Annotated in this window: 16 protein-coding genes; 7 read left to right on the top strand and 9 right to left on the bottom strand. The window is 46.0% G+C overall.

Features of this window, described 5'->3' with window-relative positions; genetic code table 11:
* Positions 1–221: 221 nt before the first annotated feature.
* The 3 genes from BLQ13_RS25085 to BLQ13_RS25075 form a co-directional block, all read right to left on the bottom strand.
* Entirely contained in the window at positions 222–911 is a 690-nt protein-coding gene (locus BLQ13_RS25085) for a helix-turn-helix domain-containing protein (protein ID WP_167375842.1), read from the bottom strand.
* Positions 912–1,083: 172 nt separating this feature from the next.
* Positions 1,084–1,704 (bottom strand): TraX family protein, encoded by a 621-nt coding sequence (locus tag BLQ13_RS25080; RefSeq protein ID WP_244159456.1) that lies wholly within the window; start codon positions 1,702–1,704, stop codon positions 1,084–1,086.
* A gap of 53 nt (positions 1,705–1,757) precedes the next feature.
* Complete coding sequence (locus BLQ13_RS25075) at positions 1,758–2,249, bottom strand: GNAT family N-acetyltransferase (RefSeq protein WP_090924440.1); 492 nt, start codon at positions 2,247–2,249, stop codon at positions 1,758–1,760.
* Positions 2,250–2,516: 267 nt separating this feature from the next.
* Between BLQ13_RS25075 and BLQ13_RS25070 the strand changes: the two genes are divergently transcribed.
* The 4 genes from BLQ13_RS25070 to BLQ13_RS25055 are packed head-to-tail and all read left to right on the top strand — an operon-like array spanning position 2,517 to position 6,525.
* The gene (locus BLQ13_RS25070) at positions 2,517–3,962 is read left to right on the top strand and encodes a spore germination protein (RefSeq protein ID WP_090924430.1); all 1,446 of its coding nucleotides are present in this window, start codon (positions 2,517–2,519) and stop codon (positions 3,960–3,962) included.
* On the top strand, positions 3,959–5,134 hold the full coding sequence (locus BLQ13_RS25065; protein ID WP_090924429.1) for a Ger(x)C family spore germination protein: 1,176 nt from the start codon (positions 3,959–3,961) through the stop codon (positions 5,132–5,134). Before BLQ13_RS25070 ends, BLQ13_RS25065 begins: the two co-directional genes overlap by 4 nt.
* Positions 5,135–5,182: 48 nt before the next feature.
* Positions 5,183–5,389, top strand: coding sequence for a hypothetical protein (locus BLQ13_RS25060; RefSeq protein WP_090924428.1), 207 nt, complete (start codon positions 5,183–5,185; stop codon positions 5,387–5,389).
* 17 nt (positions 5,390–5,406) lie between these two features.
* Entirely contained in the window at positions 5,407–6,525 is a 1,119-nt protein-coding gene (locus BLQ13_RS25055) for a GerAB/ArcD/ProY family transporter (RefSeq protein ID WP_090924427.1), read from the top strand.
* A gap of 10 nt (positions 6,526–6,535) precedes the next feature.
* Here BLQ13_RS25055 and BLQ13_RS25050 read toward each other — a convergent pair whose 3' ends face one another.
* Positions 6,536–7,009: an RbsD/FucU family protein gene (locus tag BLQ13_RS25050; RefSeq protein ID WP_090924426.1), complete on the bottom strand. Its 474-nt coding sequence runs from the start codon at positions 7,007–7,009 to the stop codon at positions 6,536–6,538.
* 210 nt (positions 7,010–7,219) lie between these two features.
* Between BLQ13_RS25050 and BLQ13_RS25045 the strand changes: the two genes are divergently transcribed.
* Both BLQ13_RS25045 and BLQ13_RS25040 read left to right on the top strand, forming a co-directional pair.
* On the top strand, positions 7,220–7,642 hold the full coding sequence (locus BLQ13_RS25045; RefSeq protein WP_090924425.1) for a MarR family winged helix-turn-helix transcriptional regulator: 423 nt from the start codon (positions 7,220–7,222) through the stop codon (positions 7,640–7,642).
* 29 nt (positions 7,643–7,671) lie between these two features.
* The gene (locus BLQ13_RS25040; RefSeq protein ID WP_090924424.1) at positions 7,672–9,018 is read left to right on the top strand and encodes an MFS transporter; all 1,347 of its coding nucleotides are present in this window, start codon (positions 7,672–7,674) and stop codon (positions 9,016–9,018) included.
* A 215-nt stretch (positions 9,019–9,233) separates the two neighbouring features.
* Here BLQ13_RS25040 and BLQ13_RS25035 read toward each other — a convergent pair whose 3' ends face one another.
* From BLQ13_RS25035 to yicI, 3 genes are all read right to left on the bottom strand, one after another.
* Positions 9,234–10,613, bottom strand: a complete 1,380-nt coding sequence (locus BLQ13_RS25035) for a bacillibactin exporter BcbE (RefSeq protein ID WP_090924423.1) — start codon at positions 10,611–10,613, stop codon at positions 9,234–9,236.
* A 95-nt stretch (positions 10,614–10,708) separates the two neighbouring features.
* Entirely contained in the window at positions 10,709–11,809 is a 1,101-nt protein-coding gene (locus BLQ13_RS25030; protein WP_167375841.1) for a phosphotransferase family protein, read from the bottom strand.
* A 117-nt stretch (positions 11,810–11,926) separates the two neighbouring features.
* Entirely contained in the window at positions 11,927–14,245 is a 2,319-nt protein-coding gene (yicI, locus tag BLQ13_RS25025) for an alpha-xylosidase (protein ID WP_090924421.1), read from the bottom strand.
* Positions 14,246–14,414: 169 nt separating this feature from the next.
* Between yicI and BLQ13_RS25020 the strand changes: the two genes are divergently transcribed.
* Positions 14,415–15,350, top strand: a complete 936-nt coding sequence (locus BLQ13_RS25020) for a helix-turn-helix domain-containing protein (RefSeq protein ID WP_338060895.1) — start codon at positions 14,415–14,417, stop codon at positions 15,348–15,350.
* Between the two features lie 143 nt (positions 15,351–15,493).
* Here BLQ13_RS25020 and BLQ13_RS25015 read toward each other — a convergent pair whose 3' ends face one another.
* Positions 15,494–16,423, bottom strand: coding sequence for a hypothetical protein (locus BLQ13_RS25015; RefSeq protein ID WP_090924419.1), 930 nt, complete (start codon positions 16,421–16,423; stop codon positions 15,494–15,496).
* 413 nt (positions 16,424–16,836) lie between these two features.
* Entirely contained in the window at positions 16,837–18,639 is a 1,803-nt protein-coding gene (locus BLQ13_RS25010; RefSeq protein ID WP_090924439.1) for an adenine deaminase, read from the bottom strand.
* Positions 18,640–18,991: the final 352 nt, after the last annotated feature.

The following is an 18,991-nucleotide window of genomic DNA, read 5'->3' as shown; positions in this document are numbered from 1 at the left end:
TTGACGATAGCCCAAAATTCCATCTCGCTTGTCATAACGACGCTTCACTTCTTTAGCCAGCATACGCACTTCACGTTCTCTGGCAGAAGGTATCCATTTTAACCATTTGTAATAGGAAGATCGTGCTACATCAGCTAACACACATAATGCCGCAATAGCGTATCCCTTTTCACGGTGTAGTTCTTGTATCGCTTGATACCGTTCTACATGCCTGACCAGGGTTAACGTGGTTTTCGTCGCCCGATCTCTGCCAACTTTTTTGCGAAGGCATTCTCCATCTCCAGGTATTCATTTCGGGCTTCCAGTTCCTTGATCCGCAGTTTAAGTTGTTCCTGCTCGCTCAGTTCTTCTACAGGCTTTTTACGCCCCCGACGATCTTGGAGAGCCTCTTCTTGACCTGCTTGATATTTCCGAACCCATGCATATACTTGCGAATAAGACACATCATACTTCTCAGTCGCTTTCTGATAGTCCAGTTCATGTGAGAGGATATATTTTACAATTTCGATTCGTTCCTCGAATGTGGTTTTACGTCCATTTTTCATGTGAGATCGTCCTTTACCTTGAAGGGTGTTTTTCCATACGATCTCCCCAGTATACTTGGAAATCCATCTCGATAAAACGCTTCGGCTTGAAATATGATAGGTTTGGATTGCCTTTTCTATGGAGGAACGTCCAGATAATACATCCTGCACGGCAGCTTGTTTAAGCTCGTTGGAGTATGCATGCTTTGTTCTTGATTCCACTAATCCGGACAAGCCCTCTTCTTTATATTTCCATATCCATTGCCTGATCGTATACGCACTACATCCTAATTGCTTGGCTTCCTGGTTTGGACTAGACCCCAACCCAAGGCACTGCTTCACTGCACGTAGTTTCGCTTCAAGGGACACCTGACTTCGTTTAGACATTAAAAAAACTCCCATCATAGTAGACGTAGAAAGTTTTGTTTTTTCTACTGTCTACTATGATGGGAGCATATCATTACGGCGATAAGTGGCTTTTTTGCATAAAGATGAGTCAAAAATGGCTAGCCCGTCATCATAACGTTCCCCTTTATACGCTATCTTTGCATCACAAAAACTATAGCCAGCGGATTATTGCAATGATCGCAAGATGAACCGGATAGAAATAACGCCAGATCCACCGGGGTCCTTTCAAACGGAAACCTGACTGGTAGTACTGTGCAATAGCAATCCCCATCGTTGCCAGTATGCTGTACATCTGCAGAAAACTATGGTGCAGCATCAGGTAAAGGGCATTTAATATAACATGTGCCATAAGCAGCACCGGCCCTTTGAAATAACGGAATAACAGCACGAGAAGCAGGCCATACATACCATAATCCATATGTGACCATTCCATTACCCATCCCGCCCCGATCGCAATCGGGATACTAATCAGCTTCGAAGGAAGCTTATCTAGGGCCAGCAGAACAAGCAGTGCCGACCACAGGGTCCAAACCACATTCAGTGAAAAATGATTAAACGCAGCCATAAACGGAACTTGGGAAATTACTGCAATCCAGAATAACCGCCATATGTATTTCTGAACATTACGTGTATGCTTGTAGCCGATAAATACGGCAAAGGCATAGATTGGAAAAGCAATACGACCGATGATTCTCAGTTCAACCACATGTGGAAAAAACACAGCTCCGATATGATCTATCAACATCGTAATCATCGCAATCCACTGCATCATATCTGGTTATCCCTCCTCATCCCGACAATACCAGATGATCTATAGCATTTTAATCAGGATTCATGTTCACGCTCGACGTTACATTCATAATACATGAAGCTCTGATCCTGTGTATATCCTTCGGATTCATATAATGCTTGTGCCTGCCGATTGCTGATCGCCGTAGAAAGTACAATACGAAGAATCTGCTGTTTCTTCGCTTGCTTCATCACGGCCTGCATCAGCTTTCGGGCTATCCCCTGCTGCCGATATGTTGAGTCCACGAACAGGTCGTTGAGAATCCAGATCGGTCCCATCGAGACGGAACTATAACTGGGATAAATCTGTACCAAACCCATGACTGTGTCTGCGACTGAACCTTCTTCTCTCCCTTCGTTACACTCAGCAACAAAAATCATTGATTCTTGCTTACTCATTCGTTCTTTAATGAAAAAGGTCGCTGCCTCTAGATCCGAATGTTGACCATAAAATATGCGGTACTCATTAAAAAGCCTCGATACTTCCGAAATATCATTTAAAGTCGCTTGTCTAATTTTAATTGTCATTCTCTTTGTATTTTCCACGTACTTTTTTCCCTTCTTTCACTTCATTCTTTACTCACAATACATCCCTCGAAACAAATCTTCCTTAAGTTCATTGTAAAAGGAATCCTGCCTTCCCCCCATTCATCAACAGGAGTAAAGTTTGCATTATTGTCCCCTTTCCCGAAACATGCCAGGCATAAAGTATATTTCTACCCAATTGTTGCACACTATAGTGATCGTTGTTCACTGACAGATGCTGTTTCATCTTGCAGTCAGGAGGAAAGCTCTATGAAAGAAAACATGCTCTTGCAAGTACAGTCCAGACTTATCGGTGTATCCGATATGGTGTACCAGCCACTTCAGATTGGGCCCGTTTCCTGTACCGTGCTCTACATTCAATCCATTATTGATAACCAGGTCCTACGGGAAGCGATTGTCAAACCATTGCTTGAAGCGGCTGTACGAACCGAGGTCGACTCCGACTTAATCGGCCAGATCGTAAGCGGGACTTTTTTTTCAATCGAAAATAGGCTCGCGGATACTGCGGAACTTGTTGTGAATGACCTTGTTTCCGGGAATGTTGCACTGTGGCTGGAAGGCATGTCAAGCATGCTTGTTTTTTCTATACCTAGCTATCAAAAACGTTCTGTTCCCGAATCCACCAATGAAGTCGTTGTCGTTGGCCCGCAAGAAGCTTTTATCGAAGATATCCAAGTAAACATGTCGCTGTTACGTCACAAGATCAAACATCCTGATCTCAAGATGATTCAATTCAGCATCGGAAAATATACAAAAACTGAAGTATATGTAATCTACATTCAAGGACTGTGCAAACCTGATATTTTGGAAAATGTATTGACGAGTCTAGGTGAAATCAACATGGATAGTAGTCTGGGCGTGAGTTACCTCTCTGAATTCCTTGAAGATCATCCGCTCTCTCCTTTTCCACAATATCAATATACGGAACGGCCCGACTCGGTTGCGGCCGCTTTGGTTGAAGGACGGATCGCTGTAATGCAGGATGGTACTCCATTCTCCCTGCTTATTCCGGTTACGTTCTTCTCTCTGATGCAATCATCCGAGGACTATTATCAGCGGTTTCATTCCGCTACGTTTATTCGGCTGATTCGTTTATTGTTTGCCATCGTCGCTTTCTTGCTACCCTCAGCCTATGTGGCGGTCACGACTTTTCATCCGGAGATCATCCCCACCAACTTGTTAATTACCATTGCATCGGCTAGAGAGAATATCCCGTTCCCGGCGCTGGTTGAAGCACTTCTGATGGAAATTACGTTTGAAGGGCTGCGGGAGGCCGGAATACGTATTCCAAAACCACTGGGGCAAACGGTGTCCATTATTGGCGGAATCGTGGTGGGACAGGCCGCTGTTCAGGCGGGCATTGTCTCTGCACCTCTAGTCATTATCGTTTCGATTACGGGCATCGCCTCGTTTATCATTCCGCATTTCGAGCTCGGGCTAGCTTTCAGGTTACTGCGTTTTCCAGTGTTGCTTATGGGCGGTACCCTTGGTTTGTTCGGGGTGGTCATCTCTGTCTACCTGATCTACTGGTACATGGTGAGTCTTCGCTCGTTCGGCGTTCCCTATATGCAGCCCTTTGCTCCTTTCGTCTTGCGAGATCTCAAAGATACATTTATTCGTGTCCCTTGGTTCGGCATGAAAAAAAGAACCCAGGCTTACACACCGGATAATGAACCACGGCAGGATACGACATGAGAAACATCAGGGCTGCGAAAGATACGAATATCCAGCAGTGGTCACTAAAACTTGGACTAATCTGCATGTTTTGCATCGTCTGCACCGGATGCTGGTCCAAAGTAGAAATTAATGAGCGCACCTTTATAACCACTCTTTTTGTTGATACCACAGACAATCCAGGGGAGATCGAGGTCACGCTAAGCATGCCCCTGCCCAATCGTCTATCTCCCGAAGGAAGCGGAACAGGTAAAGCTCCTTATGCATCGGTTTCCGCAACTGCGCCCACCATTGCTGATGCTATCGAGAAAATTCAGACAGATTTAACGCGGAAAATTTCATGGGGGCATACTCGTGTAATTGTCTTTGGACAAGATTATGCACGGGAGGGAATTGATGACACGATGGCCTGGATTTCACGCCAGCCACTCTTTCATCTAAGCAGTTACGCCATGGTTGCCCAAGGCAAAGCCAAAGACATCTCCGATTTGACACCTGTTTTTGAGGAAACCCCCAGCGATGTGTTACGGGAGTTTTCCACCGAGGAAAATTTGTTAAAGACACAGATGCTGAACATCCTTGCCGCTGACAAAATGAATCAAGGATTTGCCGCCTCCATGTTAGACTCCCGGATAAAACCTATGGCGAGCGAAGAAGGCGAAACTAAAAAGTGGGTCAGCCAGATTGGTGGCGCTGTTTTCAGGCAGATGCGAATGGTTGATACGCTGACAGAGCAAGAGGCTCGCGGGGTGGCCTGGGCTTCAGAGAAACTGGATACATTGACACTATCCGTGCGTACACGCAAACAAAAGGCTAGTATGTCACTGTTTGATATGAAGTCCAAGATACAAGCTGAGCTCCGGAATGGCGAGCCCTTTTTCACCATTCATCTTACAGGGAAGGCTGAATTGATCTCCGTGATTCCCGTATTAAAAGTAAAAGATGTCCTCAGTGTTAAGGATATCGAACAAGCCGTCAATGAACAGATCACTGCTTCTCTAACCTCTGCGCTGCATAAGGCGAAGCGTCATGGGGCGGATATCCTTTCGCTCGGATATCGGCTTGAATGGAGGCATCCTGCAACTTGGAAAAAACTTCGTCCTGTCTGGAACCAGTATGTTAAGAATGAACTGCAGTTTGATGTGCATACCGCTGTCGACATCCAGTTTGTCGGCTCAGAGTCCAGTTTCTAGAATCTAAAATGTACAGCTGTCTGGGCTCTTTCAAGGAGGTTTGATCTTGTGTTTGCTGTCTTGCTCTTCGCGGGCCTATATTTACTGGATTGGCCTGCTGTTAAAACGAGTAAAAAATCCATAAAACGATCCTATTTTGCCGTACTTACGCTGTTCCTCGCTTGGAACACACTGGCATTGATTTGGCCGACCTGGCCCAATCCCAATCAGGTACTGTTGCTGTTATTCGGATGGGTTGATCATCTCATGTTATAAAGAAAGGGGAAACAGCCGTGAATCACCTTACCTCCGGACAGGCATACCGTTTTATGTTTGTGTACCTGTACTCCGAGCCTGTGGCTTTTCTTCTGCAGCGATTGTTCAAAATGAGCGGATATCAAGGCTGGATTTCAACCATTGGTGGGTTCCTTATTAGTTTGATCCTCCTCATGTTCACGTATCGTTTGGGCTCACTCTACCCTGACCGAGCTTGGCTCTCCTATGGTGAAGAGGTGGTCGGCAAAATGATGCATCGTTTTTTTACCAGCTTAATCGCGCTGTTATGTCTGTATCTGCTCTCCATTGATGTGGAGAACTTCATCATCTTTTTGCAATCCATGTACTTGCCCCAGACACCGATCTGGCTAACGTCCTCCATCACTCTTCTATGTATTTGTTTGACAGCACGTTCAGGACTGGTTGCGATCGTTTTTATATCTGAGGGCATATTTCTGGTTCAGCTTCTCACCTCATCCTTGTTAATGCCCTCTGTGGGAGGCGGAGGTAACCCGGAAATCTTGATAGCTATGGCAACTCATCATGACTGGCCCGAAATTTTAATGGGCTCTATCTCCACTATGCCGTGGTTCTCTGAATGGATGCTATTTCTATTCCTCGCTCCTGCTGTCGCATTCAGGCGTCCCATGTTTACAAGCATGGTATGGGCAGGGTGCACTGTTGTCATCTTTATTCTGTTCTTCTGGGTCTTTATCCTGATGAATTTCGGTCCTTATGTGGCAGCGAGTCTAAGGTATCCTTTACTGGAATTGGTCCGTTTTGCACGATACGGTGATTTTCTGGACAACCTTGATCCTGTTCTGATCGCCATCTGGTCAACAACGATGTTTACACGCAGCTCCTTTCTGTTATACGTCTCCTCGGTCTGTCTATCCAGCATCAGCGGTGTACGGCAACACAAGTCCCTTACGTTTATTATTGCAGGGACGGCTGCCGTCATTGTGATGCAATATGCCAGAGATGCAGCTGCCTACGAGCTTGCAATCCGTTCCTACGCCATACCGGCTTTCACCCTGCTTGTGGAATCCATGCCCATTGTATATGTTGCCGTCTACTGGCTCCGATCAGGTAATCGTAAAAAAGCGACGAAAGCCTCGTCAGCTCCGTCGCCATAACGATATAATTTTAATAGATTTCTGAATTCATCCGCTCTTGAACATGTCCTGGTTCAGGGAAAATAACTCCCTTTTTTAAAATGAGGTTTGCATACTGAGCACGTTCACCCGTTGCAACAATGACATACGCTTTGGCAGCACGATCATAAAAATCAAAACGATCCTCGTATTCGAGTGCTTCGCTCATATCCTCGTATTCCTCGATTAACCGCCGATAATCTTCCCAGATGATCGGAATGACCGGGTCGCCTTTAACCACCTGCATGACAGCGGCTGGTCGCTCTACATAGGTGTCTAGCGGAAATAGCTGTAATATAGCTTCCAATAGCTGCACAGTGCCTATGCCATCACAGCGTACTAAACGTTCAGCATGACTGGCAGCAGGGAAGTTCGCATCCGTTAGCACAAGTTCATCCCCATGTCCCATTTCGGACATCAGTTTAAGCAACTCTGGCGGAAGGATCGCAGGAATATTTTTCAGCATGATTAAACGCTCCTTACATAACAAATTTTTTATTACTTTGGAAGCCGTTTCATCCCTATTCTAGCAGGAATTTTAACGTTTTGCATCGATGTGCTCCGCTCCTGCTTCACTACCATTTCCTTTGACAAAAATACTTGTTCCACATATAGTTGTTATAACAACTATATGAATTTTAGAGACATTTTCTACGGAAGCGAGGTTCATCAATTCATGGATTATTCTCTGGAGCAGTCCGTCGGATTTATGCTCGGACTCACCCACCGCAAAACATCTGCCCTTCTAGCGGCACAATTTAAACCCTACGATATTACCACAGAGCAATTTTCTGTGCTTTTTAATGTGGTACGTAAGGAAGGCGTTAATCAGAAAGAAATGGCAGGATTTGTGTTCAAAGACCAGCCCACCACCGCACGGATTATCGATTTACTGGAGAAAAAAGGCTGGGTCGAGCGCCGCACGAGCGACCAGGACCGTAGAGCCTATCTGCTGTATCCTACCAAAGATGGCAAAGCATTAATTGATGTGCTTGTTCCAATCGAAAGAGAAATGAATAAAAAACTTGCTGAAGGTATACCGGAAGACCAGATGGAAGCATTTAAACATACTCTTTCCCTCATTAATCACAATCTGTAACTATTACAACTCAGGGGGAATGTTTCACCATGAAAGAACAATCTGCACCTGTCCGATTATGGACGACCGATTTTATTTTGCTCATGCTGTGTAATTTTCTATTATTTCTGCAGCTACACATGATCGTTTCACCATTACCTTCCTATGTACAGGATCGATTCCATGCCAATGCATTTCAAGTCAGCCTTTTCACCTGCCTGTTTGCATTAAGTGCCATCGTAGCACGACTCTTTTCTGCGAAAGCGCTTGAGAAAGGTTTTCGTAATGCGATGATCTATATTGGCTTGTCTGTAGCCCTGCTTGCTACGCTTGGCTATTATTTTGCTGCGGGTATCGCTGTTCTGCTTCTGCTCCGCATGGTGTTTGGGGTTGGATTCGGACTAAGCAGCACTGCATTTCCAACCATGGCATCTGATATTGTACCCGTCAAACGAATGGGCGAAGGCATGGGTTACTTTGGATTGTCCACCAGTCTGGCGATGTCCATGGGGCCGATTATCGGTGTCACTTTGCTACAAGGAGCTGGGTTTGTCACCCTTATGCTCAGTACAGCCGGAGTGATTGCTGTGATCTATCCACTCAGTTACAGCCTGACACGTAAAAAAGTAGCCAAAAAAAAGACGCCGCAGGCTATTTCGATGCAACCGTCACATCAAGAGCAAGCTACTCGCGATGTTGCATCTGTTTCAGGAGCAAAACCGGGTTCTAAAGAAAAGGCTCCGTTTAATCGGAAACTGATCCTTCCAAGTGTGCTGAACGGTTTGCTGTCTATTACCTACGGCGGATTGGTTGGATTTATCGTTTTGTATGGCAAAGAAGCGCATCTCGCTAACCCAGCGCTGTTCTTCCTGTTTAATGCACTGGCTGTTCTAATCGTCAGACCGTTCGCAGGTCGAATTTACGATAGTAAGGGTCCTAAAGCTTTATTGATTCCTGGGGCAATATGCATCGCACTTGGACTTGTCACGCTTTCCTGGGCAACGACGATGCCCATCTTGTTTGTTGCTGCTTTTATCTATGGTATTGGATATGGCTCTATGCAGTCATCCATACAGACCTGGATGATTCAAGTCGTCGCCCCTGCTCAAAGGGGGATGGCGAACGGGATGTTTTTGAACACACTTGATTTTGGTATTGCTACGGGTGCACTTCTGCTTGGCGCTATCGCTTCCTTGACAAGTTATACGGAAATGTACCGCTACTCTGTTTTATTTATGGCATTGTTCCTGCTGATCTATCTGATTCAGGGTAAACGAAGTGGCAGTTTCCAGATCGAAACGCATCCGCTGTTATCCCATACACATATCACGGCAACGGATAGCGCTGCTTCACATGATACGAATGATGTGCAGGTAGCACCTGATAAAAGAAACTAATAGATAATTACGTTTTCCTTCATAATATGTATTTACTGAGGTCTTACCTTAACATGGGTGTTCATAAAAATATCCACACTGACAATATCACCTGTGACGTTGTCAGTACAAAAAACGCGTTTACATCTGGCAAGCAGCTACGCTGCTTTCTGAGACGTAAACGCGTTTTCAGGTTCAGGTTTCCCTTTAACGTAAGGGAGCATTCCATTCACCCATCAGTAAGGACTTTTTTTGCGGCGCAGTGGCGAAGGTCTGTATCCTTGGTCGGTTTCACTTTCTTGCACACGCCTTTTGCCTAGCTTGTCTTGACCGTCTTGCTTCTCTTTATAACCGTGCTTGTCTTCTTCGTCCTGCTTCTCCTGATCATCTTGCTTCTCATCACTGCCAGAAGTAGGCTCGCCTTTTTTCTCTGGTTTAACCGCCAGTAATGTGAGCAGACCTCCGACAGCACCTGACGCAGCCAGAATGCCAAAAAGCAAAAAATGGTGAGAACCAATCAACAAAGAAACAACGGGTGGACCGAGCGATACGCCGATAAAACGCATGCTACTGAACAGGGCCGTAATGGTACCACGTTGCTTTTTGTCTACACCTTCTGTAATCAACGTGTCGAGGCATGGCAGTGCAGCACCAATACCCGCACTCCCTAGGGTGAACAATCCCACCACAACGTAAATATTATCGAACATGCCGATGACCCCCAGCGATACCGTTACCAAAGCTAGTCCGGCAAAACCGAGCCATTTCATGCGTGATTTATTTTTACCAATCCACTTGCCTGCCAAAAACGAAGCCAGACATAACGATGCCAAAGGGATGGCCAAAACCAGTCCTTTGACTACACCTTTGAGCGCAAACTCACTCTCCAGCGTCTCAGAAAGATAATATAGGACGCCAAAAATAAGAAACATACAAATTCCACCGATCGCAAACAAAGCGTACAACCAGCGTCCCTTTACTTTGAGAACGTCACGGATAGAAGCAACAAATTCCGAAAATGTAGGCGGTTTTTCCTTCCTCTTCGGTGTTTTCACCAAAAATACTACGAGCACAAGTGAAATGAGGCATAGTACTGGAATCGCTAAAAACGGCGAATACCACAACCACACCGCCAGCGCAGCACCTAGAATCGGACTAAGCACTTTGCCAAAGGTGTTTGAAGTTTCAATAATACCCAGACTTTTGCTAACCTCATCTTCATTCTTGAACATATCTCCAACAAGAGGGATGACAATCGGAAATGCGCCTGCTGCACCCACTCCCTGCAAAAACCTTCCCCCAAGAATCGTCCAATAGGCGATATTACCGCTCATGAACCATGCGGCAATCCCGGCCACTGCACCTCCGGCTGCTGCAATGACAAGACTGGGAATAATCACGGCTTTCCTGCCGAATCGATCCGATAAATATCCTGCCAATGGAATGAGCAAGATGGCCACTACAGCATATACCGTTATTAGCATACTGACCTTGAATGAAGATACCTTCAATTCCCGTTCAATCTGTGGCAAAATCGGTATAAGCATGGAGTTCCCCAGTGTCATAATAACAGGGATGGAAGCAAGTGCGACAAGGTCCCACTTTTTATCAGACATACCCTAACCACCTTCGCAGATTCTACACACAACAGCGTTATTGTTGGTTAATCCGGGGGCGATTATTCAGCATATGTCAAAATGGATAGGTTCCATTAGCGGAATTGTTCGATCTTCCACTTTTCCAACAAATCCAACGTACGCTCCTCAAATATTCGGCCATCTTCCGGTTGGTCTACCTGATGCTGATGAACGTAGGCGTTAAAGTATGAGGACAATAGACGATACGCAAGCCGGCGTGCTTGCCCTTCTGGTGAGGATTCAAGGGAACGGCCGTAACCTGCGTGAAATGCGGCAGAATCCGTGTTGAGGATGGCCTCGTATTCCCGATCGGCGAACATCGAGCGATCTCCATCAATAACAGCGGCAATGCTCATTCCCCCTTGTTTACCGTGCACAAGCACATTTGCTGCCCATAGGTCATTATGGACAAGCACAGGTTGTTTAATTTGATCAAAAAGAGCTTTATTTTGCTTGAAGATTGCCGTAATCTTTTCGCCTATGCCAGGCATAAACCCTACTAGGGCCGCTTTTTTGCTTGTTTCATCAGCGATAGCTATCAACACCTCAGACCAGTGCTCCGATCCGCGAATCGTGCCATCCGCCTGAGGCCAACCGAATAATGCTCCTTCGATCCGATGCATGGTGGCTGTGTACAAGCCTAATTGGGTATACAAATGATTTTTGTCTTTCTCTTCGATAGACGCATCATCAAGCTGCACGCTTGGGATAAACGCCATAAACATATAGGTTCGCGGAACATCCTGAGCGCTGTCATCACAAGCCAGTACTTCCGGTGCAGGAATACCTGCCTTACGGTAATGCTCATAGACGACAGGTTCCGAGGCCATCATTGTGCGTTCAAATGAAAATAACGGATCACGCTCGGTTAGTTGCTCACCCTTTTCGTTTGCCAGTTGCAGTGGTTGTATACCCTCCGGTGCAAGGCGCAAAATGACGTCCGTAATCGCCGTATGCTCCAGTTGGATGCGATACGTCGTGTTAAACAAACCACCCTGCAGCAGTCCGAACTGTTTTACGACAACTTTATCTCCAAAATGTCGATGTACCAGTGCATGCAAAACTTCTGCTGATATTGGGCTATGTAAGCCCGAGTGTTGGTGTTGGTGTTGGTGTTGGTGTTGGTGTTGGTTCTGATTCGGATGCTGTTGGTTATCTGAGTGTTGGTGTGCCATATTGTATTGTCTCCCTCTTTCCGTTCTCTCCTTGAAGGAACTATCCATTTATTTCGTATAAATAAACAAACAGACGGCGCCTTCAGGCACCGTCCCTTTATGGTCTATTCTAACATGTTACAGCTCAATTGTAAGTTGGCTTGCACCTGCTGATGCCGTTACGATGATGCCTTGCTCGCCAGCTTCTTGTGATCCGCCATCCACGTTGGATACGGAATCAATGCCCCGAAGCACGATTTTCCATGGCTTGCCTGCACCTTCAGCACGAACTTCCAGCTTCGAACCTTTACGTGTGACGGTCACTTGCAACTCACGCTCAGCACTTTGATTTACAACAACCGCTTGCGCTGTCTGCCCGTCGGCAAGTTCAAACAAATGCAAAGATACGTTGTCCGCAAAATCATAATCCGGCTTGCTGTCTATCGCACCTACCGCGATCAAACTGTTCGGTCTGATCATCATTGGCAGTGTTTTGAAGTCATGATTTTCACTGATCCAGCGCCCACCTTGAACTTTTACCCCTGTCAGATAATTGGTCCATGTACCTTCTGGCAGGTAATAACGAACGTTACCTTCTTTGTTAAAGATCGGTGCAACCAGGATAGAATCTCCGAACATGTACTGTAAGTCAAGTGTCGCACAAGTCGGATCATCTGGATATTCCAGCACCATCGCCCGCATCATTGGCAATCCTTGTACAGAGGACTCTACCGCGGAATTAAACAGGTACGGCATCAGACTAAGCTTCAGCTTCGTAAAGTCACGCACAACATCGACAGCCTCTTCATCGAACAACCAAGGCACACGATACGATTCGTTACCGTGCAGGCGGCTGTGTGAAGAGAGTAACCCGAACTGTACCCAACGTTTGTATACATCAGGCTCGGCTGTGGCTTCAAAACCGCTGATGTCATGGCTCCAGAAGCCAAACCCGGAAAGACCGAGCGACAATCCACCGCGCAGTGATTCTGCCATGGACGAATAGTTGGACGAGCAATCGCCACCCCAGTGTACGGGGAATTGTTGACCACCTACGGTTGCTGAGCGGGCAAATAGAGCGGCTTCGTTTTTGCCCAGGTTTTCTTCAAGTACATCAAATACCGCTTTGTTGTATAAGAAGGTATAATAGTTGTGCATTTTCACCGGATCGGAACCGTCATAATACACAACATCGGTCGGAATTCTTTCGCCAAAGTCGGTCTTGAAGCAGTCCACGCCCTGGTCAATCAAACCTTTCAGCTTGTCTTTGTACCATGCAGTCGCCTCAGGATTGGTGAAATCTACAAGGCCCATGCCCGCCTGCCATTTATCCCACTGCCATACACTGCCATCGGCTGTCTTGACAAGATAACCTTTTTCCATACCTTCATCGAACAGAATGGATTTCTCGGCAATATACGGGTTAATCCACGCACAGATTTTGAGTCCCTTGTCCTTCAACCGTCTCAACATGCCTTCCGGATCAGGGAACATATCTTTGTCCCATTCAAAATTACACCATTGATATTCCTTCATCCAGAAGCAGTCGAAGTGGAATACGGATAGTGGCAGATCACGATCAGCCATGCCATCAACAAAATGATTAACGGTCGCTTCATCATAATCTGTCGTAAACGATGTCGTCAGCCACAAACCAAATGTCCATGCCGGCGGCAGAGCCGGTTTACCCGTGAGCTTAGTGTAGTTATCCAGCACCTCTTTCGGATTAGCACCGCCGATAATGAAATATTCCAGCGTCTCACCCTGAACACTGAACTGCACTTTCGATACATTCTCGGAAGCGATCTCGTAGGATACCTTCTCAGGATGATTGACGAATACACCGTATCCTTTGTTCGACAGATAAAACGGAATGTTCTTGTACGCCTGTTCACTGCTTGTACCGCCATCCTCATTCCAGATATCCACAACCTGGCCATTTTTCACAAACGGGGTGAATCGTTCACCAAGGCCATAGACATACTCGCCCACACCCAGCTCCAGTTGTTCCCGGAAGAACGTACCTTCTGATGCTGACTCAATGTACGCTGGGCCTCTCCAGCCGCTTCCTGTCAGGCGTTTTTCATTATAATGGAAGCCGATATCCCAGCCTTTTGTTTTGTTCACGGTCACACGAAGGTTTCCGCTTTTCAGCTCTGCACCGTTCTCATCCTGCGCAATTTGCACATCGGTATTTAGCGTGTTCAGTGCAAACTCGGGGCCTGGATTAACTTTGCCCTTATGGTGGTTCAATTGCACACGAATGACATCCGGCATCGGGGAGCTGTAGGTTGCTTTAAGCAACGTTCCGTTCAGTGTATCGCCTTTGCGCTCAATGCGTTTCGTTGCTGCATATACAGTAAAGGAATCACCCTTTTGTACAATATCTCGAATATCCGCCGGATTTTGAACATGATATCCATCACGGATCTGCCAGTAGCCATCGGTAAATTTCATCTTGGATTACCTCCTTCGGTTATACTATAATGATATTGATATTAATGACGATTTTCTTCTTGGATTTTGATCATTTATATCAGTATTTTGATATTTCAAACGTAATTCTGACGAATTCCTATAATAATTTGCAAACGATTACATCTATTTATATGCATAAGGAGGTTCCATGATGGAACGGGAACATTTACGCGAAGATCGAATCCACGGCAATGCCATGTATCCGGTCAGTGTGTACCCCGATATTCAGCAATTAAATGGGGACAGCATTCTCGATTGCCATTGGCATGATGAGATGGAGTTTACGATGGTGACGCAAGGCTCTGCTGTGTTTCAAATTGACATGAACCGGGTTGAGGTGAAGGCCGGAGAGGCTGTTTTTATTCATCGAGGTGAGATTCATGCAGGATATCTGATGGGCGATGAGCCTTGTATATTTTCTTCCATTGTGTTTCATTCGGATCTGCTCGGTAGTCATACGTTTGATGCGGTGCAGGAGAAGTTTATTGGACCTATTTTGCGAAAAAGTATACAGCTCCCCTATCACATCACAGCTGATGAAGCTTGGGGTTCAGAAGTTCTGGCCTATCTGAAACGCATCTTCGCAGATCACGCGAGCGGGACAGACACCTGTGAGATATCCACGAAAGCCTATCTTTATCTCATGCTTGCTCGCATGTTTGAACAGCGGAAGGTGCTTCCGCTCAAAAGCTCAGTTAACGGGGGCACACCGGATAAGATGGAGCGTCTAAAATTAGTGCTCAGCTACATTCATAAGCATTATCCTGAACCGCTGAAGCTGAAAGACCTGGCGGATGAAGCCAATATGAGCGAGGGACATTTCTGTCGTTTTTTCAAAAAGTTGGTGCAGAAGAGCCCTGTCGATTACATCAATTATTATCGGGTTCAGCAGGCCTGCGCACAGCTGGAGAATACGGATCATAAGATTGTTGATATCGCTATGGATGTTGGATTCGAACATCTGAGTTACTTCATTACTACCTTTAAGAAACACAAGAACACAACACCTTCTCAGTATCGTAAAATATTTTCCGAAAATATGACACTGGTGCCTGTTACGTTTACAGAGACTTTGCTGGTATAAAAAAGGAATGAATCACATCGGGCGGTTACCATTGATGAGTTTTTGATAGAATATATGTTTACAAGGTCAACAAAAAGGTGCCTTCAGCACGTAAGCTGCAAGCACCTTTTAGTTACGTTACCTCTATGATTTGGTGGCTTGCTCTACTTTCTTAACGTCTTCCATGAAGAATACTCATGTACGGAAAAACCATTAAAGGAAGTGTGGGCACTCGCCAATTTCTCTACCAGCTTCAACTGTTCTTCCATGTAGGCGTCCCCCTCTTCGTAAAAGGTAATGAAGTCGCCTTCCTTGCTTTGCTTCGTTTCCACCGCAATCGATATTTTCTTACCTACAGAGGCCGCATCGATAAGTTCATCCTTTGCCACATTGTAGATAGCAGCAGCTGTATCCCGATAAGCCATAATCGTAATGGAATCAAATTTGCGGATCATCCAGCTACTCACAGCCATCGTTGAACCCGGAATTTTGTAATTGTCCAGCCAGAACGGCAGATCAGCGGCCACAGGCATCTTCATACGCGCAGCACGGTCTATAATATAATTCACATTTCCCTGCCACTGCGTAATGACGCTGGCTTGATTGATCTTCCACTGCGGATGCACATGAGGTTCAATGTCCAGATGAATACCTGCAAATTTCTCGTTAGCCAGTGCCTGTGCTTGATAAGCTTCAATCCAGTCCATAAAGGAAGCTATCTGTTCCCTGCTTTCAGTCAGTCCCCAAGCGGAACGTCCGTCCATGATATCCACAGCGATATTTTGAGTCCGTGCAAGACGGATAAAGTTCTTATATTCAGGGATTTTAATGTCCCGGTTCATCTGCAGATAGATCGTATTAATGTTGTTGGCCTTAGCAAAACTTAAAATATCCTGCGCATTATTCCGGATTTGAGTCGTATCCCACACCCACGTCCCCCGCACAGGCCGATCCAGCTTGCCATGTATTGTGGCATAACTGTCTACCGGTTCTACCGAACCTACCGCATCCACTCGGGTAGAACAGGCTGTGCTTAAACACAGTACCAGACAACTCATCAGCAGAATAAAACGAAATTCTTTTTTGGTTTTCATATTTGTACACTCCCTTGAAGTTATGGCAGCTCTTACGTATAAATCCGGGTGAAAGGATGTCGTTTAGGATTCATTTTTTGCATCATTACGGAAGTTCCATGAATTTAAACTGCTTTTATACGCAACATCACCTTTAAGACTCACGACGAAAGAATCATATAACTTATTTCGGGAATTCACAGTTCTGAATATATAGTCCAAAAGTCACAAAATTTAATGTTATATGTAAAAAATCAGAATTTCAGTTACGACTTCAGTCTATATTTCCTTTTAATACTTCGATTCTGTAGACCTAGGAAGCGTTTTCTTCTCCAAAACAAAAAACCGCCCGAAGGCGGCGAGGCTTGCAATGAAACATTGATATTTATTACTCGATATACTCTCATTTGATGCTTTTCCTTTGCTTTATCTGCTTAATCCACATTCGTTTCATCAAACAAAGAGACCCGTTCAATGCCCTCTGCAGAGATGCGTACCAGTCCGATGTCAGACAAACGCAGTTCAGGAATAACCACCAGCGCGAGTAGCGATAAGGTCATAAACGCATTGTTCAACGTACATCCTGCCGATTGCAGTGCTTCACTGATTGCTGCCGATTGTTCCGCTACCACTTCGAAGGGCTCCACCGACATCAGTCCCGCGATCCGAAGAGGAAACTCGGTTACACCCGCATCTGTTACAACAGCTACACCACCCTGCATACGAATGACACGATTACCGGCCTCTGCCATAAGTGCATCATCGTTTCCGATGATTAACAGATTGTGGCTGTCATGGGCTACCGTCATGGCTATAGCTGCTGGCGAAGTGAACCCGATCCCGCCAACCAATGCCACAGCGCGATTTCCCGTTTGTTTATGGCGTTCCAGCACGGCAATTTTGCATACCTCACCAGCAGCAGGCAGAACCACCTTGCCGCCTTGCACATTCACTTGCACATGCTTCTCCTTCGTTTCCACATGATTTTCCGTCACATGGATGATGCGTGCGCCTATAGTTCCCTCCACAACAGGTGCAGACAGTTCCAGATCCTGCGGCTGGATGTTTGCTTCCAGCTTCACCGTATTGAGCGCTTCCTCAGGATAAGTGAACGTGTCCCACACGGCTGTCATTTTACCGTTCTCGGCTACGACTTGCCCGGCTGCAATCGTTGTGCTTACACGTACATCCGCAAGGCGTCCGTCTAACAAAATAATATCGGCCATGTTACCCGGAATCACCGCTCCGATATCACGCGCCACACCAAAACGTTCTGCCGTATTAATCGTAGCCATCTGGAATGCTGTTACCGGCTTCACGCCCTGAGAAATGGCAAGTCGAACGACAAAGTCCATGTGACCCTCTTTCAGCAAAGATTCCGAGCTGCGATCATCCGTTACCAGCATCATTCGCCGAGTATCGAGTCCAAGCTCCGTACATGCTTTAATCGTCTCCGCGACATCATGCCATGCAGAACCCTGCCGCATCTTCGCATACATCCCCAGCCGCAAGCGCTCCACTACATCTTCTTTCGTAACACACTCATGATCTCCTGTCACACCGCTCGCCGCATAAGCAGGCAGACGCCAGTCGTCCGAGGCCCAGGTAAAATGTCCATCAGCCACTTTGCCAGCGCGCAGAGTCGCCTGAATCTCCCCAATCATGGTCTCATCCCCGTACACCACTCCCGGGAAGTTCATCACTTCACCAAGGCCGATCATGTCCGGTCCCCATGATAGTGCCTCTGCTACCTCTTTCGGCCCAATATAAGCTCCTGTAGTCTCCAGCCCTGGATGAGTTGAAGGTACACATGAAGCTACTTGCATATAGGCTGCCATCGGTGTGGTACGTGCTTCATCCAGCATGAGCCGCAGTCCTTTAAGCCCAAGCACATTGGAAATTTCATGTGGATCAAAGAATCCACCTGTCGTACCGGAAGGCAGTACAGCTCTTGCGAACTCCGATACTTTCATCTGTGTGCTCTCAATATGGCAATGACCGTCTAATAGTCCCGGAGCAATATACTTTCCATCTGCCTCAATAATGCGGGTATGTTCTCCGATCGTATGGCTTACATCTCTGCCAACATACGCAATTCGTGCCCCTTGCACAGCGACAGACATATCCGGCAAGATTTCCCCTGATATCACGTTAACCAAAGTACCGCCCCGAATCACCAAAGTTGCCTTCATATCTCCTCGGGCTGTAGCGACCAGATCCGGTACACAATCGGCCATCAGCGGCCGCTCAAAAGCTGTTGTTTTCAAATTACCTGCCTCCTTCGTTAGATTCCCTGTTCCGTTGCCTGCGCACAAAATTAAAGTATTTGTTACTCATACAATGAATTTTTTCCCCATCATCATGCAACGCTCGAAAAAATAGATTGTTACGATTATATGAGTCTGAGCTTCGTGTGTAAAGAAAAATTACATCTATTGAATACATGCACAAGGAGATTCACCTTATTTATCAATAACAACTAAGATATGTCTGCTCATGTCACTATTGTTAGCAACTTTCTCTTCATAGCATACACAAAAAAAGGCCAACCAGAACATGTCTGGCTGACCTCATCTTGCAAGAGTATTC

The sequence above is a fragment of the Paenibacillus polysaccharolyticus genome (genome assembly GCF_900102085.1).
Taxonomy (GTDB): domain Bacteria; phylum Bacillota; class Bacilli; order Paenibacillales; family Paenibacillaceae; genus Paenibacillus; species Paenibacillus polysaccharolyticus.
This window is presented reverse-complemented; position numbering and strand designations above follow the sequence as displayed.